General features: G+C 62.3%; 21 protein-coding genes. 7 read left to right on the top strand and 14 right to left on the bottom strand.

Translation table 11 applies throughout. The features are described from left to right. Window positions 1–49: 49 nt before the first annotated feature. From groL to CKW22_RS12775, 5 genes are all read right to left on the bottom strand, one after another. Window positions 50–1,693, bottom strand: a complete 1,644-nt coding sequence (gene groL, locus CKW22_RS12795; RefSeq protein ID WP_033702809.1) for a chaperonin GroEL — start codon at window positions 1,691–1,693, stop codon at window positions 50–52. A 48-nt stretch (window positions 1,694–1,741) separates the two neighbouring features. Continuing rightward, window positions 1,742–2,035, bottom strand: a complete 294-nt coding sequence (locus CKW22_RS12790) for a co-chaperone GroES (protein ID WP_033702810.1) — start codon at window positions 2,033–2,035, stop codon at window positions 1,742–1,744. A gap of 247 nt (window positions 2,036–2,282) precedes the next feature. Then, on the bottom strand, window positions 2,283–2,747 hold the full coding sequence (locus tag CKW22_RS12785; RefSeq protein WP_033702811.1) for an FxsA family protein: 465 nt from the start codon (window positions 2,745–2,747) through the stop codon (window positions 2,283–2,285). 65 nt (window positions 2,748–2,812) lie between these two features. Continuing rightward, complete coding sequence (locus CKW22_RS12780; protein ID WP_033702812.1) at window positions 2,813–3,544, bottom strand: HugZ family protein; 732 nt, start codon at window positions 3,542–3,544, stop codon at window positions 2,813–2,815. Window positions 3,545–3,641: 97 nt separating this feature from the next. Next, complete coding sequence (locus CKW22_RS12775) at window positions 3,642–4,652, bottom strand: DUF481 domain-containing protein (RefSeq protein ID WP_033702813.1); 1,011 nt, start codon at window positions 4,650–4,652, stop codon at window positions 3,642–3,644. Window positions 4,653–4,803: 151 nt separating this feature from the next. On the opposite strand from CKW22_RS12775, the gene CKW22_RS12770 reads away from it, so the two are divergent. Then, on the top strand, window positions 4,804–5,157 hold the full coding sequence (locus tag CKW22_RS12770) for an MGMT family protein (protein ID WP_033702814.1): 354 nt from the start codon (window positions 4,804–4,806) through the stop codon (window positions 5,155–5,157). Window positions 5,158–5,200: 43 nt separating this feature from the next. Beyond that, the gene (locus CKW22_RS12765) at window positions 5,201–6,748 is read left to right on the top strand and encodes an AmpG family muropeptide MFS transporter (RefSeq protein ID WP_033702815.1); all 1,548 of its coding nucleotides are present in this window, start codon (window positions 5,201–5,203) and stop codon (window positions 6,746–6,748) included. Window positions 6,749–6,821: 73 nt separating this feature from the next. Here CKW22_RS12765 and CKW22_RS12760 read toward each other — a convergent pair whose 3' ends face one another. The 3 genes from CKW22_RS12760 to CKW22_RS12750 form a co-directional block, all read right to left on the bottom strand. Continuing rightward, window positions 6,822–8,066, bottom strand: coding sequence for an MFS transporter (locus CKW22_RS12760; protein ID WP_033702816.1), 1,245 nt, complete (start codon window positions 8,064–8,066; stop codon window positions 6,822–6,824). 126 nt (window positions 8,067–8,192) lie between these two features. Continuing rightward, window positions 8,193–9,035 (bottom strand): mechanosensitive ion channel family protein, encoded by an 843-nt coding sequence (locus CKW22_RS12755; RefSeq protein WP_033702817.1) that lies wholly within the window; start codon window positions 9,033–9,035, stop codon window positions 8,193–8,195. A 114-nt stretch (window positions 9,036–9,149) separates the two neighbouring features. Beyond that, a complete protein-coding gene (locus CKW22_RS12750; RefSeq protein ID WP_033702818.1) occupies window positions 9,150–9,635 on the bottom strand; it encodes a YajQ family cyclic di-GMP-binding protein in 486 nt (161 codons plus the stop codon). Between the two features lie 100 nt (window positions 9,636–9,735). On the opposite strand from CKW22_RS12750, the gene CKW22_RS12745 reads away from it, so the two are divergent. Genes CKW22_RS12745 through CKW22_RS12735 form a run of 3 tightly spaced genes read left to right on the top strand, consistent with a single transcriptional unit; the run spans window position 9,736 to window position 13,291 of the window. Next, the gene (locus CKW22_RS12745; protein ID WP_033702819.1) at window positions 9,736–10,653 is read left to right on the top strand and encodes a putative 2-dehydropantoate 2-reductase; all 918 of its coding nucleotides are present in this window, start codon (window positions 9,736–9,738) and stop codon (window positions 10,651–10,653) included. A gap of 39 nt (window positions 10,654–10,692) precedes the next feature. Continuing rightward, window positions 10,693–12,723: an ATP-binding protein gene (locus CKW22_RS12740; protein WP_033702820.1), complete on the top strand. Its 2,031-nt coding sequence runs from the start codon at window positions 10,693–10,695 to the stop codon at window positions 12,721–12,723. A 1-nt stretch (window position 12,724) separates the two neighbouring features. Next, window positions 12,725–13,291 (top strand): cob(I)yrinic acid a,c-diamide adenosyltransferase, encoded by a 567-nt coding sequence (locus tag CKW22_RS12735; RefSeq protein ID WP_095064199.1) that lies wholly within the window; start codon window positions 12,725–12,727, stop codon window positions 13,289–13,291. 106 nt (window positions 13,292–13,397) lie between these two features. On the opposite strand, the gene CKW22_RS12730 is transcribed toward CKW22_RS12735, so the two are convergent. From CKW22_RS12730 to secA, 4 genes are all read right to left on the bottom strand, one after another. Further along, complete coding sequence (locus CKW22_RS12730) at window positions 13,398–14,342, bottom strand: Nudix family hydrolase (RefSeq protein WP_033702822.1); 945 nt, start codon at window positions 14,340–14,342, stop codon at window positions 13,398–13,400. Continuing rightward, the gene (locus CKW22_RS12725) at window positions 14,339–14,971 is read right to left on the bottom strand and encodes a glutathione S-transferase family protein (protein WP_033702823.1); all 633 of its coding nucleotides are present in this window, start codon (window positions 14,969–14,971) and stop codon (window positions 14,339–14,341) included. Before CKW22_RS12725 ends, CKW22_RS12730 begins: the two co-directional genes overlap by 4 nt. Before the next feature lie 52 nt (window positions 14,972–15,023). Beyond that, window positions 15,024–16,241 (bottom strand): bifunctional glutamate N-acetyltransferase/amino-acid acetyltransferase ArgJ, encoded by a 1,218-nt coding sequence (gene argJ / locus CKW22_RS12720; protein WP_033702824.1) that lies wholly within the window; start codon window positions 16,239–16,241, stop codon window positions 15,024–15,026. Between the two features lie 184 nt (window positions 16,242–16,425). Next, window positions 16,426–19,161: a preprotein translocase subunit SecA gene (gene secA, locus CKW22_RS12715; protein ID WP_033702825.1), complete on the bottom strand. Its 2,736-nt coding sequence runs from the start codon at window positions 19,159–19,161 to the stop codon at window positions 16,426–16,428. A gap of 314 nt (window positions 19,162–19,475) precedes the next feature. Between secA and CKW22_RS12705 the strand changes: the two genes are divergently transcribed. Then, window positions 19,476–19,943 carry a DUF721 domain-containing protein gene (locus CKW22_RS12705; protein WP_033702827.1) on the top strand — a complete coding sequence of 156 codons (468 nt, stop codon included), beginning with the start codon at window positions 19,476–19,478 and terminating at the stop codon, window positions 19,941–19,943. Between the two features lie 70 nt (window positions 19,944–20,013). Further along, complete coding sequence (locus CKW22_RS12700) at window positions 20,014–20,916, top strand: hypothetical protein (RefSeq protein WP_033702828.1); 903 nt, start codon at window positions 20,014–20,016, stop codon at window positions 20,914–20,916. Between the two features lie 58 nt (window positions 20,917–20,974). On the opposite strand, the gene lpxC is transcribed toward CKW22_RS12700, so the two are convergent. Both lpxC and ftsZ read right to left on the bottom strand, forming a co-directional pair. Continuing rightward, window positions 20,975–21,886: a UDP-3-O-acyl-N-acetylglucosamine deacetylase gene (gene lpxC / locus CKW22_RS12695; RefSeq protein ID WP_033702829.1), complete on the bottom strand. Its 912-nt coding sequence runs from the start codon at window positions 21,884–21,886 to the stop codon at window positions 20,975–20,977. Between the two features lie 112 nt (window positions 21,887–21,998). Next, window positions 21,999–23,195 (bottom strand): cell division protein FtsZ, encoded by a 1,197-nt coding sequence (gene ftsZ, locus CKW22_RS12690; protein WP_016488958.1) that lies wholly within the window; start codon window positions 23,193–23,195, stop codon window positions 21,999–22,001. Between the last annotated feature and the right edge of the window lie 53 nt (window positions 23,196–23,248).

Below are 23,248 nucleotides of genomic sequence, written 5' to 3'. Positions count from 1 at the left end.
GGCTCTCGCGAGCCGGGGCTTTTTCATGCTGCTAGGGGGTAAGGCTGGCTTACATCATGCCGCCCATGCCACCCATGCCGCCCATGTCTGGCATACCGCCGCCAGCTGGAGCGTCGCTCGGAGCATCAGCAATCATGGCTTCGGTGGTGATCATCAGACCGCCAATCGAAGCAGCAGCTTGCAGTGCCGAACGGGTGACCTTGGCTGGGTCCAGGATGCCCATCTCGATCATGTCGCCGTACTCACCGGTAGCAGCGTTGTAACCGAAGTTGCCCGAACCCTGCTTGACCTTGTCGGCCACAACGCTTGGCTCGTCGCCGGCGTTGGCAGTGATCTGACGCAGCGGCGATTCAACAGCGCGACGCAGCAGTGCGATACCGACGTTCTGGTCTTCGTTGTCACCTTTGAGGTCAACGATAGCGTTCAGAGCACGTACCAGGGCAACACCACCGCCAGGCACCACGCCTTCTTCAACGGCTGCACGGGTAGCGTGCAGGGCGTCTTCAACGCGTGCTTTCTTCTCTTTCATCTCGACTTCGGTGCCAGCACCGACCTTGATCACGGCAACACCGCCAGCCAGTTTGGCCAGACGCTCTTGCAGCTTCTCACGGTCGTAGTCCGAGGAAGTCTCTTCGATCTGGGCACGGATCTGCTTGACGCGTGCTTCGATCTCGGTGTCGGCGCCAGCGCCGTCGATGATGGTGGTGTTTTCCTTGGACAGGATGACGCGCTTGGCGTTACCCAGGTGCTCCAGGGTAGCGGTTTCCAGGGACAGGCCGATTTCTTCGGAGATGACCTGGCCGCCGGTCAGGACAGCGATGTCCTGCAGCATGGCCTTGCGACGGTCGCCGAAGCCCGGTGCCTTGACCGCAGCAACCTTGACGATGCCGCGCATGTTGTTGACTACCAGGGTAGCCAGCGCTTCGCCTTCAACGTCTTCTGCAACGATCAGCAGCGGACGGCCGGCTTTGGCAACGGCTTCCAGTACTGGCAGCAGCTCGCGGATGTTGGAGATCTTCTTGTCGACCAGCAGCAGCAGCGGGCCTTCCAGCTCGGCAACCATGGTGTCCGGCTTGTTGACGAAGTACGGCGACAGGTAGCCACGGTCGAACTGCATGCCTTCAACGACAGACAGTTCGTTTTCCAGGCCCGAGCCTTCTTCAACGGTGATCACGCCTTCTTTACCGACTTTTTCCATGGCTTCGGCGATGATTTCACCGATGGAGCTGTCGGAGTTGGCGGAGATGGTGCCTACCTGAGCGATGGCCTTGGAGTCGGCGCATGGCTTGGACAGGTTTTTCAGCTCGGCGACGACAGCGGCGGTAGCCTTGTCGATACCGCGCTTCAGGTCCATCGGGTTCATGCCGGCAGCGACGGCTTTCAGGCCTTCGTTGACGATGGACTGAGCCAGAACGGTAGCGGTGGTGGTGCCGTCACCGGCTGCATCGTTGGCCTTGGAAGCGACTTCCTTGACCAGCTGGGCGCCCATGTTCTCGAACGCGTCTTTCAGCTCGATCTCTTTGGCAACGGAAACGCCGTCCTTGGTGATGGTCGGTGCGCCGAAGCTCTTGGCCAGGACCACGTTGCGGCCTTTCGGGCCCAGGGTCGCTTTTACCGCGTCAGCCAGAACGTTGACACCAACCAGCATTTTCTTACGGGCGGAATCGCCGAATTTTACGTCTTTAGCAGCCATGATCGTTTAATCCTTGAAATGCTTTGGAATAACGGGAAGTCGGGGAAATCAGCCTTCGATAACGGCGAGAATCTCGTTCTCGGCCATTACCAGCAGGTCTTCGCCATCGACTTTCACGGTGTTGCTGCCCGAGTAAGGGCCGAAAACCACTTTGTCACCCACTTTCACGGCCAGCGCACGCACTTCGCCATTTTCCAGGATGCGACCGGTGCCGACGGCAACAATTTCGCCGCGGTTAGGTTTTTCAGCGGCCGAACCCGGCAGGACGATACCGCCAGCGGTTTTCGATTCTTCTTCGCTGCGACGGATGACTACGCGGTCATGCAGAGGACGAAGCTTCATTGTCGATCTCTCCCAAATTGTGGTTTTCATCGGCCGGTATCGACACCGGCGGGTTGATGCGGTCCGGCGTTGCCGGGGGTGGCCCGCGCAGGGCGGACCACCTGAGTCATGTCTGGTGTTGCCACCAGAAACCTTGCGGTGACCCATACATGAGGCCGCCATATGCAATTACAAGGCTTGATACGTAAAAATTTTCATCAAAGGCATAACGTGAAAACAACAGGGGCCGCGAAGCGGCCCCGGCAGGTTACTTGTCGCGACGCTCGTATTCGCCCTCGATCACATTCGGCCGGTGGCCGGCGTCACGAGGCGGCTGCGCCTGGAACGGATCGTCCTGAAACGCCCGCTGGCGCAGGGCCTGCTCCTCGGCACGCTGGCGCATCTTGCGCGCGGCCAGGTGACGGGTGAATGGCAACAGGCAAATCAGGCCCAGCACGTCACTGATGAAGCCCGGCAGCAACAGCAGGCCGCCACCCACCGCCATCATCAAACCCTGGAACATGTCCTCAGCGGGCAGTTCGCCGCGCTGCAGGCTTTCACGGGCACGCAGTGCGGTGGCCAGCCCGGCCACCCGCATAACCAGCACACCCAGCGCGGAACCGGCGATGATCAGCAGCAGTGCGGGGAAAAACCCGATCGCCGCGCTGACCTTGACGAAGACGAACAGCTCCAGCACAGGAAACAGCAAAAACAGCAGTAGAAAAGCACGCATCAAAGATTCCTCGACGGAAGAGAACCTCCCAATAAGACCTCAGATGGATGCGCAAGCTTCCAATTTCAACCCTCGACTTCAGCCGCAACCGGCCACTGGTCGGCGTGCGCCAGCAAAACCAGGGCTTCGCGCACTTGTGTCGGCGTATTGCATGGGCTCGGGAACGCCAGCCAATGGACCGCCTGGCCAATGCGCAGGTGCATGCCCTCGCTGTCGATACCGACCATGTGCGCAGGCACAGAGCGTGGCAGCTCGGTCAGTTGGACGTAGTGGGCAATGGCCTTGGCGTGATCGCTGTTCATATGCTCGATCATGCTCGCTTCGGCCTTGCCGGCGAATGGGTTGGCCAAGGTCACCTGGTCAAGCCAGTGGATGGCGCCAAAACCACCGATGTAGCGGTGACGCACCGGCTGCAACACCCAGAAGTCGAAGTCGTGGGCCTTGTGGTAGTTGCCGGCGTCGGGGAAGTAGCGGTAATAGCGCTCGGCGGCGGCTTCGATGGCAGCTTCGTCCACCAGCTTGTGCGCCTCGGCCATGACCGTCAGGCGGCCGACTGCCTGAACATCCTCTGCTTCACGTTCACCAACCAGCAGCGAGCACTTGGGGTCTTTTTGCAGGTTGTGGGTGTGTTGGGCAATGCGGCTGATAAGGATTAGCGGGTTGCCCTGTGCATCCAGGCAATACGGCACGACCGAGCCGAACGGGAAGCCGGGCATGGACTTGGAGTGGGTCGAGAGCACGCCGCGGTATTCCTTGAGCAGCAGTTCCCGGGCGGGGCGGATGGCATTGGTACTCACGAAGGGCGCTCCTGGCAGCGGACTGGATGGGTGACAAGATAAGCATTATCACCCGCCGCCGCCACAGGAGCCGCTGACGCCTACACGGATCGCGTCTTTACCAGGTCACGCCAAAGCCTGCGGTGTAACGGGTTTTGTCCAGGTCACTGTCACGTGTACCGCTGATGATGTCCTTCTCTGCCTTGAGGTTGAGCGAGGCCCATTCGGTGACCTTGTAGCGCAAGCCGATTTCGGCATCCAGCGAGTAGTTGGCCACGCTGCCCAGCGGCTTGGCGACTTCGCCATTGGTGAACAGCTGCACATTCTTGCCGATCAGGTAGCGGGTGTAGTCCCACTTGACCGCCGCGGCATAGAAGTTGTCCTTGGCGCCGTCCTGGTATTCGAAGTCGGTACGGTTGATCAGCGAACCCAGCGAGAACGCGCCCAGCTCGTCGTCCCAGAACTGGTAGCCCGGGCCGGTACCCACGGTGCGCTGGCGGGCCAGGTCCTCGATGCGGTCGCGCTTGTACTCCATGCGGCCCTGCCAGAACCACTTCTCGGTAATGAAGCGGTCAAGGGCGTACTCGGCACTCCAGTTGTCGGTGGTGGTGACGTCGTCCTTGGTCTCGCGGTTGTACTCGCCCTCGGCGTTGTGGCGCCAGCGGCCATGGCGGGCGGTGGTCTTGAAGCTGACGTCGTAGTCGTCGGTGTCATTCTCGGCACGCTTGTAGTCCAGGGCGACGTCGACGTTGCCTTTCCAGACCAGGTCCTCGACCACCGGCTTGGGCTTCATGATCTGCTCGATGCTGGCCAGGTCGACGGTCTTGGGCGCCTCGCCGTTGGCCAGGGTGACCTTGCCGGCTTCGGCGGCTTTCAACGACTTGGCCCGCTCACCGCTGTAGGCATCCTGCTTGACCAGCATTTCCTGGTCGCTTTCCAGGGTCTGGACTTCTTTCCAGTCCAGCGCGATAGACCCGCCATAGGGGGTCTCCAGCAGCAGCTTGCCGCCATCGAAGACTTTGATCTTGCCGCTCAGGCGGTCACCGTTCTTCATCCACACGGTGTCGGCAAACGCGGGCGCGGTGCACAGGGAGGCAGCTAACAGGCACAACAGGGATCTAGAATACATAGGCGGACTACGGGTTCGATTCGTCGAAAAAGCCGGGCATTATCCAGATACGGACAACCAGAGCAAGGAAAGACCGAGCACATGCCGTTGAGTTCAACTCGCATTTGCCTCGCCGCTGGTCCGGTTTCATCCACAAGCCACGGGGTCACTGATGTCTGAGGCATACGGGCATACACTGGAAACACCACAAGCCCGACGAACGGCGCTGTATTCGGTGCTCGGGCAAGTGCCCGCGGGCAAGGTGGTCAGCTACGGCCAGCTTGCCGAGCTGGCCGGCCTTGGCCGCGCGGCACGTTGGGTTGGGCGCACCCTCGGGCAACTGCCAGGCGATACCCGCCTGCCCTGGCACCGGGTACTCGGTGCGGGCGGGCGCCTGAGCCTGGCATTGGGCACGCCGTCAGGCGACGAACAACGGGCGCGGTTGCGCGCAGAAGGCGTGAATGTAACCAATAATCGTGTGGATATGACGCGCCATGGCTGGCGCCCGATGGAGCACAGCGGTTAGAGTGCGCGCTTTGTTTTCGAAAACTTGAGGCAGATGTTGGCCCATGCCCCGTAAAACCTGGCGCGCTGCGCTTGCTGCCTATGCCAGCCCGTCAACCCTGGTACTGCTGCTGCTCGGCTTTGCCGCCGGCCTGCCCTACATGCTGGTGTTCTCGACCCTTTCGGTATGGCTGCGCGAAGCAGGTGTGGCCCGTGAGACCATTGGTTACGCGAGCCTGATCGGCCTGGCCTATGCCTTCAAATGGGTCTGGTCGCCGCTGCTCGATCAATGGCGCCTGCCACTGCTTGGTGGCCTGGGGCGCCGCCGCTCATGGCTGCTGCTGTCCCAGGCGCTGGTGGTGGTCGGGTTGGTCGGCATGAGCCTGTGCGACCCGCAGCAACACCTGTCATGGCTGATTGCCATGGCCGTTCTCGTGGCGTTTGCCTCGGCTACCCAGGACATCGCCGTCGATGCCTATCGCCTGGAAATTGCCGATGACCAGCGTCAGGCCGCCCTCGCCGCCAGCTACATGGCCGGCTACCGGGTAGCGGCCCTGCTGGCCACGGCAGGCGCGCTGTTCTTCGCCGAATGGTTCGGCTCCACCGGGTTCAGCTACCTGCACAAGGCCTGGGCCGGCACCTACATCATGTTCGCCCTGCTGATGCTGCCCGCGCTGTTCACCACCCTGGTCATGCGTGAACCCTCGGTGCCGCTGCGTACCCAGCTGTCGGCGGCGCGTTATGGCCTGGTCCACCAGCTGGCGTCGGTATTCGTGCTGATCTTGCTGTTGGTGTCGGTGCCTGCCAGCTTCACCCAACTGTTCAATACCGACTGGGCCAGCGTGATCTTCGGTGACGCCACCCCACTGGACCTGCTGCTGGAAGACCGCGCCTTCCTGCGCCTGATTCTGTACGTGCTGCTGACCTGGGCGTGCCTGTCGACCATGGGCCGTCGCGGCCTTGCCCCGGTGCTGACCCCGGTCAACGACTTCATTGCCCGCTACCGCTGGCAGGCCCTGCTGCTGCTGGGGCTGATCGCCACCTATCGCATGTCGGACACGGTCATGGGCGTGATGGCCAACGTGTTCTATATCGACATGGGCTTCACCAAGGACCAGATCGCCAGCGTCAGCAAGATCTTCGGCCTGATCATGACCTTGGTCGGTGCCGGTGTCGGCGGCCTGCTGATCGTGCGTTTCGGCATCATGCCGATCCTGTTCATCGGTGGCGTGGCCTCGGCGGCGACCAACATTCTGTTCCTGATGCTGGCCGACATGGGCCCGAACCTGGACATGCTGGTGGTCACCATCTCGCTGGACAACTTCAGCTCCGGCATGGCCACCTCGGCGTTCGTCGCCTACCTGTCTAGCCTGACCAACCTGAAGTTTTCGGCCACCCAGTACGCGCTGCTCAGCTCGATCATGCTGTTGCTGCCACGGCTGATCGGCGGCTACTCGGGGGTCATGGTGGAGAAGTTCGGTTACCACGACTTCTTCCTGATCACTGCCCTGCTGGGCGTGCCGACGCTGATTCTGATCGCCCTGCAGTGGCGTCAGGAAGCCGGGCCCGGCAAACCGGTGCCCGAGGAGAACCCAGCGGCCGAACGGCCCTGAGGGTACCTCGCCGCCTGTACCGGCCTCTTCGCGGGTGAACCCGCGCCCGCAGAGGCGGTACAGGCGACGAATGCTACTGGGCTACGGCGCCTTCCCCAGACCGCCCACCCACAACGAACCACAACGGCCAGAGCGCCAGCGCCCCCGCCACACTGGCCGCCAAGGCAAAGTGCAGCAAACTGGCACCCGCCCCGATCATCGCCATGACTGCCCCGCCCAGGCCCAGCAAGGCAATGGTGATCATCCCCAGCATGGCCGAGACCAGCCCTTTGCTCTGATCGCTGGCGAACAGTGTCATGCGGTACAGCACGGCGTTGGCCACCCCAAGCCCCAGGGCATACAGCGACATGCCGGCCACCACGCTGGTCACGCTTGGCCAGTACCAAGTCGCCAGCACCATCAGCGACAGGCCCGCCAGGTAGGGCCACAATGCGCCACGCACCAGGGCTGGCAGCGAGTAACGGTCGGCAATACGGTTGATGATCAGGTTGCCGAGAATCAGCCCGCCAAACACCGGCAGCTGCCATAGCGCATATTCCATCGTGCTCAACCCTTCGTCATGGATGAGCAGCACCGGCGACAGGCCGATCCAGCCAATCAAGGGCAGGCCGACCAAGCCCAGGGCGGCGCTACCGGCGACAAAGCGACGGTTGGCCAGCAGCTGGCCGTAGCCAGACAACAACGGCAGCAAATGGATCGGCGTAAAGGGCAGCCGCGAACCGTCGCGCCGCTCCACGCCCAGTGTTTCCGGCATCAACCGGTACAACAGCACCCAGGCCAGCACCGCACCGATGGCAAAGGCCACGAACAGCCAGCGCCAGTCCAGCCATTGCAGCAGCAAGGTGCCCACCAGGGGGCCGAGCAGCGGCGACAGCAGGGCAATGTTGGCCAGCAAGGCCATCATGCGTACTGCGTCGGCTTCGCTGAACGCCTCGTTCAAGGCCGGGTAGCTGACCGTGACGACAAAGCCCAGGCCAATGCCCTGCAACAGGCGCAGCAGGTTGAACAGGCCAATATCGTGCACCCAGAACGTCGCCAGGCACGCCACGCCGAAGAACACGCAACCGCCCAATAGCAGCGGGCGGCGGCCGTAGCGGTCGGCCAGGGGGCCAATCAACCACTGCAGCACCACGCCACCGAGCAGGTACAGGTTCAGGGCGTGGGGGATGTATTCGGGGCTGGCATCGAGGTCGCCGACCACCACGGGCATGGCCGGCATCACAGCATCGCTGGCCAGGTAGGTGAGCAACTCGAACAGGGCCAGGGTCAGGCCGAACAACAGGGCTCGGAGGGGGGTGATGTACAGCAGTGGTTTCATGGTGAATTTCAGCGGGAACAGGTGGGGTCAGCCTGTATGCCAGAAATGGCAGGGCTTGGCTGTGAACAAGTGTAATAGGCGCGGAAAAAGCTGGGGCCGCTGCACGCCCCAGCCTTGAAGCGTTGCTTACTGCGTGGCCGTCTCCTGCACCACACGAATCACCCGCTGCGGAAACGGAATGTCGATACCCTCGGCCTTCAACCGGTCACGGGCATGCTCGTTGAGCATGAACATCACATCCCAGTAGTCCGAGGTCTTGGTCCAGATGCGCAGCGACACGGTGATCGAGCTGTCGCCCAGCGTCGAAATCACTGCCTGCGGCGCCGGGTCGGCCAGCACACGTGGGTCCTGGGCCAGTTCCAGCAGCACATTACGCGCCTTTTGCAGGTCGGCGTCGTAATCCACGCCCACGTCGAATACCACCTTGCGGGTCGGCTGGCGGTTGGTGTTGGTGATGATGCCGTTGGACAAGCTGCCGTTGGGCATGATCACCGTCTTGTTGTCACCCGTGCGCAGCACGGTGTGGAAGATCTGAATGCTGTCCACGGTGCCACTGACACCCTGCGCCTCGATCCAGTCACCAATCCGGAACGGGCGGAACATCAAGATCAGCACGCCACCGGCGAAATTCGCCAGGCTGCCCTGCAAGGCCAGGCCGATGGCCAGGCCCGCGGCACCGATAGCGGCGACGAAGGAGGTGGTCTCGATGCCGATCATCGACGCCACGCTGACGAACAGCAGAATCTTCAGGATGATATTGGCCAGGGTGCTGATGAACCCCTGCAGCGCCAGGTCGGCGTTGCGCAGGCCGACCAGCTTGCCCAGGCGCGCGCTGAGCTTGTTGACGATCCACCAGCCGATGGCCAGGGTCAGCAACGCCAGGCACACCCGGCTGCCGTATTCCATGATCAAGGGGATCCAGGTCTGCGATTGGCGGACCAGCTGATCGACTTCAGCGTTCAAATCCATGTTCATCTCCTGATGCCGAACGGCATGTGCACGGTAAAACTGGCCGCGGGCATTTCCGCGGCCACGGCCCCCATGGACATCATTGCGCCATCGAGGTTCCTGGCAACGCCCCGATCAATCGCGGAAGTTGTTGAACTGCAGCGGCATGTCGAATTCCTTGGCGCGCAGGGCGGCGATCGCCTCTTGCAGGTCGTCACGCTTCTTGCCGGTGACACGCACCTGCTCACCCTGGATGGCGGCCTGAACCTTGAGCTTGGCATCCTTGATGTGAGCGACGATCTTCTTCGCCAGCTCCTTGTCGATGCCCTCGCGGAATTTGGCTTCCTGTTTCATTTCCTTGCCGGACGGGTAGGCGTCCTTGGTTTCCAGGCATTTGACGTCGATCTTGCGCTTGACCAGCGCACCGCGCAGGATCTCGATCATCGCCTCGAGCTGGAATTCGGCTTCGGCGGTCAGCAGCACGGTCTGGTCCTTGTCCTTGAACTCGAAGTTGCCCTTGCCCTTGAGGTCATAACGGCGGTCGAGTTCCTTGACGGCGTTGTCTACAGCGTTCTGCACTTCGTGCTTGTCCAGTTCCGATACCACGTCGAACGAAGGCATGGTTTTTCTCCAAAAATAAAAGCGCGCTCGGCCTGAAGATGGAGCACGCTGAGTTAGACGGTTAAAATGCGGACTCATTATAACGGGTTGCGAAACGCATATGAGCAGCACCTGGCATATTCTCGGCGCGGGTAGCCTGGGCAGCCTCTGGGCTTGCCGCCTGGCGCGCGCGGGCAAGGCGGTACGCTTGATCCTGCGCGACGCGCAACGACTGCAGGCCTATCAGCAGGTAGGCGGCCTGACGTTGCACGAACAGGACACCGCCAACCACTACGCGATCCCCGCCGAAACCGCCGAGGGCGACGGCCCGATCCACCGGCTGCTGGTGGCCTGCAAGGCGTATGACGCCGCACCGGCCATCGCGCGCCTGGCCCCCAGGCTGGCCGACGGCGCCGAGCTGGTGCTGCTGCAGAACGGCCTCGGCAGCCAGGACGAAGTCGCCGACCAGGTCCCCCATGCCCGTTGCATCTTCGCCTCCAGTACCGAAGGGGCTTTTCGCGAGGACGACTGGCAAGTGCGCTTCGCCGGCCATGGCTTCAACTGGCTGGGTGACCCGCTGACGCCGGCGCTCCCGGAATGGTTCGATGACCTGCACGACGCCGGCATCCCGGCCGAATGGACCGTGGATATCCTCACCCGCCTGTGGCGCAAGCTGGCGCTCAATTGCGCGATCAACCCGCTGACGGTGCTGCACGAGTGCCGCAACGGCGGCCTGCTGGAGCACCTGGGCGAAGTGACTGCCCTGTGCGACGAGCTGGCCGAACTGCTGCGTCGCTGTGGCCAACCCCAGGCTGCCGAGGACCTGGACGAAGAAGTGCAACGGGTGATCCTCGCCACCGCCGCCAACTACTCTTCCATGTATCAGGACGTGCGAGCCGGGCGGCGAACCGAGGTCCATTACCTGCTCGGCCACGCCTGCCGCGCTGCCGATCGCCATGGCCTGCAGCTACCGCAGCTGGAACGCCTGCACCGGCGCCTGGTCGATAACCTGCAGGCACGTGGCTTACCCAGCGCCTGACGCTGGCCCTTTCAACCGGAGACGGACATTGCCTTGCCCATGACCCTGCGCCAACGCCTGGAAAACCTCCCGGTCGGGCAAAAGCTGCTGGCGGCCCTGCTGGTGCTGTTGGTGACCATTCTGCTGGTGGCCAATCTGACCTTCATCAGCGCCGCCTACTGGATCACCCAGGAAAGCATGGCGCCGCAGGCCCTGCAGACCATCGGCCGGCTGGTGTCCAACCCACAGCTGGCGACCCGGGCAGGCGACACCCCGGAAACCGCCAGCGCCCTGCTCAAAGAGCTGGACAGCTACACGCCATTACGCGCGGCGGCGGTGTACGGCGGCGATGGCCGCATGCTGGCACAACTCCAGCACGGCGAACCGTTGGCACTGCCCAGGCGCTTTCGCGACATCGACGGCTGGCGCCTGATGGAGTTTCGCAGCACGCAGCTGATACGTATCCCGCGCGACGCCAACCCACCCGCACACCTGCTACTGGTGGCCAGCAGCGAACTGCCCACCGCCTTCTACACCGGCACGCTCAGCGCCAGCCTGGGCATCCTGGTGTTCAGTATCCTGCTGTGGATCGTCGTGGCCCGGCAAATCAAGCGCTTGATCACCCAGCCGATCAACCAGCTCGAAGAACTCAGCCGCCAGGTCACCCGCGAAGAGAGCTACGCCCTGCGTGCCCGGCGCGGCAACGACGACGAAATCGGCAGCCTGGCCGAGGCGTTCAATACCATGCTCTCGCGCATCGAAGCCCGCGAGCAGCAGCTCAAGCGCACCCGCGATGAATTCCAGACCGCCTATGACCAAGCCCAGGGCCTGGCCGAAGAAACGCGTCACACCAACCGCAAGCTGGAGCTGGAAGTCCAGGTGCGCAGCAAGATCGAGAAAAAGCTCACAGGCTTTCAGAATTACCTCAACAGCATCATCGACTCCATGCCCTCGGCCCTGATCGCCCTCGACGAGCAGCTCTACGTCACCCAGTGGAACCACGAGGCCACCGTGCTCTCCGGGACGCCGCTGGACGAGGCCCTGAACCAGCCGATCTTCATCGCCTTCGAGCCGCTCAAGCCGTTCTTGCCGCAGCTCAAGGAAACCGTGGAAAAACACCGGGTGGCGAAAATCGAGCGCGTCACCTGGCCCAAGGGCGATGAACTGCGCCACTACGCCCTGACCTTCTATCCACTGATGGGCGGTGGCGGCCGCGGGGTGGTGATCCGGATCGACGACATCACCCAGCGCCTGTCCCTGGAAGAGATGATGGTGCAGTCAGAGAAAATGCTCTCGGTAGGTGGCTTGGCCGCCGGCATGGCCCACGAGATCAACAACCCGCTGGGGGCCATTTTGCATAATGTGCAGAATATCCGTCGGCGCCTGTCACCGGAGTTACCGCGCAACCAGGAGCAGGCCGAAGAGCTGGGCATCGACCTGCCCACCGTCAACCGCTACCTGGACAGCCGCGAAGTACCGCAGCTGCTCGACGGGATTCAGCAGGCCGGTGCGCGGGCCGCCAAGATCGTCACCCACATGCTCAGTTTCAGCCGCCGCAGCAATCGCCAGCTGGCACCTTGCGACCTGCCGGCACTGATCGACCAGGCCTTGGAGATCGCCAGCAACGACTTCGACCTGGCCATCGGTTTCGACTTCAAGGGCCAGGCCATCGTGCGCCAGTTCGACCCACACCTCGGGCCGGTGCCGTGCACCGCCAACGAGCTGGAACAGGTGCTGCTCAACCTGCTGAAAAACGCTGCCCAGGCCATTCACCTGCGCCCGCAACCCAGCGAGCCTGGGCGCATCACCCTGCGCACCCGGCTCAACCCGCCCTGGGCCGAAATCCAAGTCGAGGACAACGGCGTGGGCATGCCCGAAGCCGTGCGCAAGCGCACCTTCGAGCCGTTTTTCACCACCAAGGAGATCGGCCAGGGCACCGGCCTGGGCCTTTCGGTCTCGTATTTCATCATCACCAACAACCACAAGGGGCAGATGGAGGTGCAGTCCACGCCCGGCCAGGGCACGTGCTTCACCCTGCGCCTGCCCCTCGGCCAGCCGGCAGCGACGGCACCGAACACCACGGAGGCATGACATGGGCTACCGCCTGTCGAAGATCTACACCCGCACTGGCGACCAGGGCGAAACCGGCCTGGGCGACGGCCGTCGGGTGCCCAAGGACCACCCACGCATTGAAGCGATTGGCGAGGTGGACAGCCTCAACAGCCAGCTGGGGCTGCTGCTGGCAGGGCTACATGAGCAAGGGCTGGCTGAGGTCAGCGAAGTACTGGCGCCTTGTCAGCACCGCTTGTTCGACCTCGGTGGCGAACTGGCGATGCCCAGTTACCAAGCCTTGAACCTGGCCGAAGTGCAGCGGCTGGAAGCGGCAATCGATGTATGGAACGAGGAGCTGGGGCCGCTGAAGAACTTCATCCTGCCCAGTGGCTCGGCATTGGTGGCGCAGGCGCATGTGTGCCGTTGCCTGGCGCGCAGCGCAGAGCGCCGCTGCCAGCAGTTGAACGCAGTGGAACCACTGGAGGGGGTGGGGTTGGCGTATATCAATCGGCTGTCGGATCTATTGTTCGTGGCAGCGCGGATCATTGGCCGCCGGCAGGGGGTTGCCGAGGTGCTGTGGCAACCCGCAGAAAAGCCTCAAGGCTGAGAGCGCCAGGGCAGGGCAAGCCCACTCCCACAGGTACTGCGCGATCCTCGTGTGGGAGCGGGCTTGCCCCGCGAATGGGCCGCAAAGCGGCTCCAGTACTGGCGACTCAAATCTCAGGCCAGAACGCCCGAATCCCGGCAACGCCTTGCGCGCCGAATTCCCAAGCGCGCTCACGCTCACCCGGCCCGACACCACCCAGCAAGAACACCGGCCGGCTGAAGCCCGCAATCAACCGTTGCGCCTCATCCCAGCCCAGCGGCACGGCCTCAGGGTGCGTCTGCGTCGCCTGCACCGGTGACAGGGTGACGAAGTCGACCCCCATCTGTTCCGCCAGCGCCAGCTCTTCTGCACTGTGGCAGGACGCCGCCAACCAACGGTGCTCAGGGAATGGCCGCCCCTTGGCCGCATACTTGCGCAGCTGTGCGGCCGTCAGGTGCCAACCCGCAGACGGGAAATCGCCCAGCCACTCCAGCGGCCCCTTGAGCATCAGTTGGGCCTTGCCGCCACACAAGCCAACCGCATCCACCGCCACGTCGCGGTACTTGGGGTCGTACATGTCCGGCGCGCGCAACTGAATCAGGCGTATGCCGCTGGCGACCGCCTTCTGGATGCCCTTGAGCATCTCAGGCACTTCAAGGCCATCGGGGGTGATCAGATACTGGTCCGGCAGGCGCGCGGCGGCGACAATCGGCTTGTTGGCCTCGGGGAAGTCGTACTGCGGCAGTTCGCGGGGTGTTACCCAGGCCAACGGCTGGCCCTCGGCACCATGGGGCTCGCCGGTGAATGCCTCGACCTCGCGAACATCCAGCAACACCTGCTTGTCCGGGTAATCGTGGCTGACCTTGATCAGCGCCCGTGAACGGGTCACTTCGATACCCAGCTCCTCACGAAGCTCGCGGGCCAGCGCCGCTTCGACGCTCTCGCCCTCTTCCACCTTGCCGCCCGGGAATTCCCAAAGGCCGCCCTGGTGCTGGGTATCAGCTCGTCGCGCGATAAGAATGCGGCCATCGGCGCCGCGGATCACTGCGGCCACTACATGAATACGTTTCACCCTGCGCGCTCCGCCAGGCCAGCCTGTTGCCAAGCCTTGAAGGCCGGCCACTGGTAAATGGTCTCGATGTACGTTGCCGCCTCTGCAGGCACCTCAACGCGGTAGGTGCGCAAGCGCACAGCCACCGGGGCGAAGTAGGCGTCGGCCAAGGTCGGCTTGCCGAACAGGAACGGCCCACTGTCTTTGGCAACCAAGCGGCACTCGGACCACAGCGCGACGATACGGTCGATATCGACCTGCACGTCCAGCGGCACGTTCTCCAGGGCTTCATCACGGGCCAGGTCGAACGGCATCGCCCCGCGCAGGGCGAAGAAGCCACTGTGCATCTGCGCGCAGGCCGAACGGGCCTGAGCACGGGCAGCGACATCGGCAGGCCACAGCTGGGCCTCTGGGTGGCGTTCGTTGAGGTATTCGGCGATAGCCAGCGAGTCGGCGATCACACCGTGCTCGGTCTTGAGCAATGGCACCTTGCCGGTGGCCGAGTAAGCGAGCAGGCGTTGGCGGGTGTCGGGCTGGTTGAGTTTGATCAGGGTTTCTTCGTAGGCAACGCCAGCCAGCTCAAGGGCCAGGGCGCCGCGTAGCGACCAGGAGGAATGCAACTTGTCGCCGATGATCAGGTGGTAGCTCATGGTTCGGCTCCATTTGTCTGGGGTTATGGGGCCGCATGCGGCCCCACATGCATCAGGTGCGGTATTCGGCGTTGATCTTCACGTACTCGTGGGACAGGTCGGTGGTCCAGATGGTTTCGCTACACGCACCGCGGCCCAGCTCGATGCGGATGGTGATCTCTTCCTGGGCCATTACCGCCGAACCCTGTGCCTCGGTATAGCTAGGGCTACGGCCGCCCTGGCTGGCGATGCAGACGTTGTCCAGGTAGACGTCGATCAGGCTGACATCCAGCGCCGGCACGCCGGCACGGCCAACGGCCGCCAGGATGCGGCCCCAGTTGGGGTCGGAGGCGAACAGCGCGGTCTTGATCAGCGGCGAGTGAGCCACGGCGTAACCGACGTCCAGGCATTCCTGATGGTTACCCCCGCCGTTGACCTGCACGGTGACGAACTTGGTGGCGCCTTCGCCGTCACGGACGATGGCCTGGGCCACGTCCATGCACACTTCGAATACGGCCTTTTTCAGGGCTTCGAACAGCGCACCGCTGGCTTCGGTGACTTCCGGCAGGTTGGCCTTGCCGGTGGCGATCAGCATGCAGCAGTCGTTGGTCGAGGTGTCGCCATCGATGGTGATGCGGTTGAACGACTTGTTGGCGCCATCGAGCATCAGGTCCTTGAGCACTTGGGGTGCGACCTTGGCGTCGGTGGCGATGTAGCCGAGCATGGTGGCCATGTTCGGGCGGATCATGCCGGCGCCTTTGCTGATGCCGGTAACGGTGACGGTCACGCCATCGTGCTGGAACTGGCGGCTGGCACCCTTGGGCAGGGTGTCGGTGGTCATGATGCCGGTGGCGGCTTCAGCCCAGTTGTTTTCCGACAGGTCGTCCAGGGCGGCCTGCAGGGCGCCTTCGATCTTCTCGACTGGCAGCGGCTCGCCGATCACACCGGTGGAAAATGGCAGTACCGACTCGGCCGGCACGCCGGTCAGCTCGGCGAGCTTGGCGCAGGTGCGCTCGGCAGCGGCCAGGCCAGGTGCACCGGTACCGGCGTTGGCGTTGCCGGTGTTGGTCAGCAGGTAACGCACAGTGCCCTGAACGCGCTGCTTGGAGAGGATAACCGGAGCGGCGCAAAAGGCGTTGAGGGTGAACACGCCAGCGACGCTGGAGCCTTCGGCACAGCGCATGACCACCACATCCTTGCGCCCAGGGCGCTTGATGCCGGCAGAAGCGATGCCGAGTTCAAAACCCGGAACCGGGTGCAGGGTGGGCAAAGGACCAAGACCAACAGCCATTAGAGCGCTCCTAGATAAAACGGTTAATGTCGAAAAACGGGGGCGCTTTGCGCCCCATCGCGACACAAGGCCGCTCCTACAGAGGCCGCGCCAATCCGTAGACGAGCGCGGTACCTGTAGGAGCGGCCTTGTGTCGCGAAAGGGCCGCAAAGCGGCCCCAGGCTTTTACAAGAGTCAGATCAGATCACTCGATCTGCCCATGGCAATGCTTGAACTTCTTGCCCGAACCGCACCAGCATGGCTCGTTGCGACCCAGCTTCTGGTCGTTGCGCACCGGAGCCGTGGCCACAGCCACTTCGGCGCCCTCTTCACTCAGCTGCTCGCTTTCAAGGCCTGGCGCAGGGGCATGCTGGAACTGCATGCGGCTGGCCAGTTCTTCTGCCTCGCGGCGCAGGCGGGCTTCTTCTTCGATCGGGTCTTCGCGGCGCACCTGAACGTGCGACAGCACGCGGATGGTGTCACGCTTGATCGACTCGAGCAGCTCCTGGAACAGCGTGAACGACTCGCGCTTGTACTCCTGCTTCGGGTTCTTCTGCGCATAACCGCGCAGGTGAATGCCGTGGCGCAGGTGGTCCATGGTCGACAGGTGGTCTTTCCACAGGTCGTCCAGCACACGCAGCAGAATCTGCTTCTCGAAGGTACGCAGGGCGTCGATGCCGGCCTGGTCTTCCTTCTCGGTGTAGGCGCTGGTGATCTCGCTCAGCAGCTTCTCGCGCAGGGTCTCTTCGTAGAGGTGATCGTCCTCGTCGAGCCATTGCTGGATCGGCAGCTTCATGGCGAAATCGCTCGCCAGCGAGGCTTCCAGGCCGGCCACGTCCCACTGCTCGGGCAGCGATTGCGGCGGGATGTGTTGGCTGATGGTAGCGTCCAGCACTTCCTTGCGGAATTCGGCGATGGTATCGCCAATGTTCTCGGCCGCCAGCAAGCTGTTGCGCATGTGGTAGATCACCTTGCGCTGCTCGTTGGCCACGTCGTCGTATTCGAGCAGCTGCTTGCGGATGTCGAAGTTGCGGCCTTCGACCTTGCGCTGGGCTTTCTCGATGGCGTTGGTGACCATGCGGTGCTCGATCGCCTCGCCGGACTGCATGCCCAGTGCCTTCATGAAGTTCTTCACCCGATCGGAGGCGAAGATGCGCATCAGGCTGTCTTCGAGCGACAGGTAGAAGCGGCTGGAACCCGGGTCACCCTGACGGCCGGAACGGCCACGCAGCTGGTTGTCGATACGGCGCGACTCGTGACGCTCGGAGGCGATCACATGCAGGCCACCCGACTCGATCACCTGCTGGTGGCGCTTCTGCCAGTCGGCCTTGATCTGCGCGATCTGTTCGGCGGTCGGGCTGTCCAGGGCGGCCACTTCGGCTTCCCAGTTACCGCCCAGCAGGATGTCGGTACCACGGCCAGCCATGTTGGTGGCGATGGTCAACGCGCCCGGAGCACCCGCCTGGGCGATGATCTCGGCTTCCTTCTCGTGGTACTTGGCGTTCAGTACCTTGTGCTCGATACCTTCCTTGAGCAGCAGGTTCGACATGTGCTCGGAAGTTTCGATGGTCGCGGTACCCACCAGCACCGGGCGACCCAGGGTCATGCTTTCTTTGATGTCGGCGATGATCGCGGCGTATTTCTCGTCGGCGGTCAGGTACACCAGGTCGTTGAAGTCCTTGCGCGCCAGCGGCTTGTTCGGCGGGATCACCATCACGTTGAGGCCGTAGATCGACTGGAACTCGAACGCTTCGGTGTCGGCGGTACCGGTCATGCCGGACAGCTTGGTGTAAAGGCGGAAGTAGTTCTGGAAGGTGGTCGAAGCCAGGGTCTGGCTCTCGGCCTGAATGTTCAGGTTCTCTTTCGCTTCGATGGCCTGGTGCAGGCCTTCGGACAGACGACGACCGGGCATGGTACGGCCGGTGTGCTCGTCGATCAGCAGGACCTGGCCGTCCTGGACGATGTATTCGACGTTGCGGTGGAACAACTTGTGCGCGCGCAGGCCAGCGTAGACGTGGGTCAGCAGGCCCAGGTTGTGTGCCGAGTAGAGGCTCTCGCCCTCGGCCAGCAGGCCGGCCTGGGTGAGCATCTCTTCGATGAACTGGTGACCCGCTTCGTTGAGCTCGACCTGGCGGCTCTTCTCGTCGATGGAGAAGTGGCCTTCCTGGGTGACCTGGCCCTCGACTTCCTCGATGTGCTGGGTCAGACGCGGGATCAGACGGTTGATCTCGATGTACAGCTTGGAGCTGTCTTCGGCCTGCCCGGAAATGATCAGCGGGGTACGGGCTTCGTCGATGAGGATCGAGTCGACTTCATCGATGACCGAGAAGTTGAGTTCACGCTGGAACTTCTCTTCCTGGCTGAACGCCATGTTGTCGCGCAGGTAGTCGAAACCGAATTCGTTGTTGGTGCCGTAGGTGATGTCGGAGGCGTAGGCAGCGCGCTTTTCTTCCGGCGGCTGGAAAGCCGAGACGATGCCCACGGACAGACCGAGGAACTCGTACAAGGGGCGCATCCAGTTGGCGTCACGGCGGGCCAGGTAGTCGTTGACGGTCACCACGTGCACGCCCTTGCCGGACAATGCGTTGAGGTAGACGGCCAAGGTACCGACCAAGGTCTTGCCTTCACCGGTGCGCATTTCTGCGATCATGCCCTCGTGCAGGGTCATGCCGCCGATCAGCTGCACGTCGAAGTGGCGCATGCCCATCACACGCTTGCCGGCCTCACGGGCCACGGCGAAGGCTTCGGGCAGCAGTTGGTCCAGTGTCTCGCCTTTGGCCAAGCGTTCCTTGAACTCTGCGGTCTTGCCCCGCAGTTGCTCATCGGAGAGGGCCACCATCTTCTCTTCGAAGGCATTGACGATAGTCACCGTCTTGAGCATGCGTTTGACTTCACGCTCATTCTTGCTTCCAAAAAGTTTCTTTAACAAAGGCGCAAACATATCGGCAGGATCTTCCACACGTAGGGATGGAGGGCGGCCCCATGAGTCGCCCGTGCAGCCCTAAGGCCGCATGCGAACGAGCATTCTACCCGGAAACGATGGTGAGGAAAGTGGTGGATTTCCACGATGCTGGTACAGCGTTTTGGCAGGGGCGTTTCTTAGATAGGGGCATTTTCCCTGAGTTCAAGGCTGAGAAAGATGAAACGTATCGAGAATAGCTCGTATCCGGTGTTTATCGGCGAAGCGGCCAGCGCAGGCAATCGATAACCCCGCATCTGTTAGACTGCCGATCTTGTAACTTCATACGTACCCGCATGGCCTATAAACCCTCCCCCGCCCAGCTTCCCTCGGCACTGTTGCGCCAGGTCCGTCCGCTGCGCCTGCTGTTGAACCAGGCCGAACGCCTGGAACACCTGCAGCGCCTGCTGGAAAGCCAGCTGCAGCCGGCCGCCCGCGAGCATTGCCACGTTGCCTCCTGGCGTGACGGTACCTTGTTGCTGGTGGTGACGGACGGCCATTGGGCCACCCGCCTGCGCTATCAGCAGAAACGCCTGATGCGGGAGTTGCAAGCCATGGAAGCGTTCGGCAACCTGCGGCGCATCCTGTACAAGGTGCAACCGCCGCTGGTGCCCACCAAGCGTGGCGGGCATGCCACCGAGCTGTCGAGCAATGCCGCCGAAAGCCTTCGCGATACCGCCGAGGGGATTACCGACCCCAAGCTGCGCGCCGCGCTAGAGCGCCTGGCGTCGCATGGACCTAGCAAAGCACCTTCGCGCACCTGATATTTTTGCCAGTTTGCCGTCTCCACGGGGTGCAATACGCTCGCCTGATCACCCCCCAGGAGAGACCAGCATGAATGCAGACTATTTTCACCTTGCCACGTTCGAGTCACCCTCAACCGACCCCTGGGGTGACTGGAAAGCGGACTCCAACGGCGCCACCCTCGGTATTTACCAAGAAGAAGATGGCAACCACTTCGTAGCCTTTGCCCCCGCTATTTCTTTTCCACACGGCCCCGTTCTATTCAAAGAACTGCAAGGGCTGGAACCCGACCGTGAATATTGCCTCTCCCTGCGCACACGGCAGCAATGGGCAAACCAGGCTGTGCCTGTGCTCACCTGGAAACTGGGTGATGAGCAGATCGCTGCCCCCATCGAAGTCACTACTTCCGAGTGGATTACGCTGCACTGGCGTTTCAAGGCGTCCCAAGCCGTCGAGACGCTGAAGCTTGAAGTAAGGGAGCGAATTGGCGACCCTTCGCATGCCAGGGGCAACCTGGCCATCGATGACATTCGCATCTACCCCTCCCGGTTCGAGGAAGACTTCAACGACCTGCCGCAACAATTGATTCAACCCGGCGGGCAGTTGGCACTCAAGACCATGCTCGTCACATTGCAGCCCAACAGTTCAGGGCCGGCGGGCATCTACAGATACAATTCCGACGAACCTGGCATGCGCGAAAAACAAGCGCTGGGCTTGAGCATCGGCAAAGACATGCGCCAGAACCTAAGCATTGATCTGCCAGGAGAGTTCACCTCAATCCGTTTCGCCTGGACCTGGCTTCAAAAAGACGCAACGGTCCAGTACCTGGACCAGTCGGGCGCCACGCTGGACAGCAGAACAATTTATGCAAGCGCAGGGCGCGATCAATGGGTTGAATACCAAGCGGAGAACGAAAGCCAAGCGGTTTCCCGTATCGAACTAACGTACAGCGATTACTCTTTCCTCGACTTTTTCACGCTGCAGCGCCTGTAAAGCAGGTATAAAAAAGGCCACCCGAAGGTGGCCTTAATGAACTAGAGAGTGTTCGAACTTACACGGCCGCAACAGGACGCATGTACGAGATCGGTGCCGTGCTGGCATCTTCGAAAGTGACCACTTCCCAGGCATCGGTTTCAGCAATGAGCTTGCGCAGCAGCTGGTTGTTCAGCGCGTGCCCGGACTTGTAGCCCTTGAACTCGCCAATCAGGCTGTTGCCCAGCAGGTAGAGGTCGCCAATGGCGTCGAGAATCTTGTGCTTGACGAATTCGTCTTCATAACGAAGGCCGTCTTCGTTCAGCACGCCAGTCTCATCTACCACGATGGCGTTTTCGACACTGCCGCCCAACGCAAGGTTATGCTTGCGCAGGTACTCGATGTCCCGCATGAAACCGAAGGTGCGGGCACGGCTGACTTCTTTCACGAACGACGTGCTGGAGAAATCCACACTGGCGCTCTGGGTCCGGCCGCTGACGACCGGGTGATCGAAGTCGATCTCGAAGCTCACCTTGAACCCTTCGAAAGGCAGGAAGGTGGCGCGCTTGTCGCCCTCCTCCACTGTCACTTCGCGCAGGATGCGGATGAACTGTTTGGGTGCGTCCTGTTCTTCCAGGCCGGCAGACTGAATCAGGAATACAAAGGGTCCGGCGCTGCCATCCATGATCGGCACTTCCGAGGCGGAGAGCTCGACGTAGGCGTTATCGATGCCCAGGCCCGCCATGGCGGAGAGCAGGTGCTCGACCGTATCGACCTTGACGTCACCGTTGACCAGCGTCGTCGACATGGTTGTCTCGCCGACGTTGGCCGCGCGCGCCGGGATTTCGACCACAGGGTCGAGATCGGCGCGGCGGAAGACGATGCCGGTGTCAACAGGTGCAGGCTTCAGGGTCAGGTATACCTTCTCCCCGGAGTGCAGGCCGACACCTGTGGCACGGATGGTATTCTTCAGGGTGCGTTGTTTAATCATGGCATTGGCCGCTTCAGCGCAAATTGCGAACAGGTATCAACAAAGGCTGAGGATGATAACAGACCCAACCTTTGCTGAATACCAATCACCTTTATACCCCTGATAAATTCCATTAATCAGCCTGACGACGCAGGAAAGCCGGGATATCGAGGTAGTCCAGGTCATCCTGAGGGTTCAGTTTAGCTGCCGCAGCGGCACCTGCATGGGCCTGGTTGCGCATGACAGTCGGGCGCTCCAGGTCACGGTAGTTGACCGCAGGCTGCTCCTGGCGAACCGGTGCCGGGTTGGACGCTTCGTACGCCTGCTGAGCGGTCTGCAGGGTGTTGTCCACTACCTTGACCGGCTTCTCGATGCGCGCGCCCAGGCCAGTGGCGACCACGGTCACGTGCAGCTCATCGCGCATGTCCGGATCGATCACGGTGCCAACCTTGACCATCGCGTGGTCGGAGGCGAAGGCTTCGATGATGCTACCCACGTCGGAGTACTCACCCAGCGACAGGTCAGGGCCGGCGGTGATGTTCACCAGGATGCCACGGGCGCCCTGCAGGTTGACGTCTTCCAGCAACGGGTTGCGGATCGCCGCCTCGGTCGCTTCACGCGCACGGTTCGGGCCGCTGGCGCAGCCAGTACCCATCATGGCCATGCCCATCTCGCCCATCACGGTGCGCACGTCGGCGAAGTCGACGTTGATCATGCCAGGGCGCTTGATGATGTCGGAAATACCGCGCACGGCACCGGCCAGTACGTCGTCAGCCTTGGCGAAGGCGGACAGCAGGCTGGCATCCTTGCCCAGGATGGTCAGCAGCTTCTCGTTGGGGATGGTGATCAGCGAGTCGACGCTCTCGGCCAGCATGCGGATGCCTTCATCGGCGATCTGCATACGTTTGCGGCCTTCGAACGGGAACGGACGGGTCACCACGGCAACGGTGAGGATGCCCATTTCCTTCGCCACTTCGGCGATGATCGGGGCTGCACCGGTACCGGTACCGCCACCCATGCCGGTGGTGATGAACACCATGTTGGTGCCCTGCAGCACCTCGGCAATGCGCTCACGGTCTTCCAGCGCGGCCTGACGGCCGACTTCCGGATTGGCACCCGCACCCAGGCCTTTGGTCACGCCAGTGCCCAATTGCAGGATGGTGCGCGCGCCAATGCTTTTCAGCGCCTGGGCATCGGTGTTGGCGCAGATGAATTCCACGCCTTCGATGCTGCTCTTGACCATGTGGTTGACGGCGTTGCCACCACCACCACCTACGCCGATCACCTTGATGACCGGACTTTGCGGGACGTTGTCTACGAGCTCGAACATTTTCCCTCTCCTTACAGTTCTCTAGTTGTCGCGCCTACCACTACTGCTTTGAA

The sequence above is a fragment of the Pseudomonas sp. Irchel s3f19 genome, from assembly GCF_900187555.1.
GTDB lineage: Bacteria > Pseudomonadota > Gammaproteobacteria > Pseudomonadales > Pseudomonadaceae > Aquipseudomonas > Aquipseudomonas capeferrum.
The sequence above is the reverse complement of the archived record's forward strand: the minus strand, read 5'-3'. Positions and strand labels throughout refer to the sequence as shown.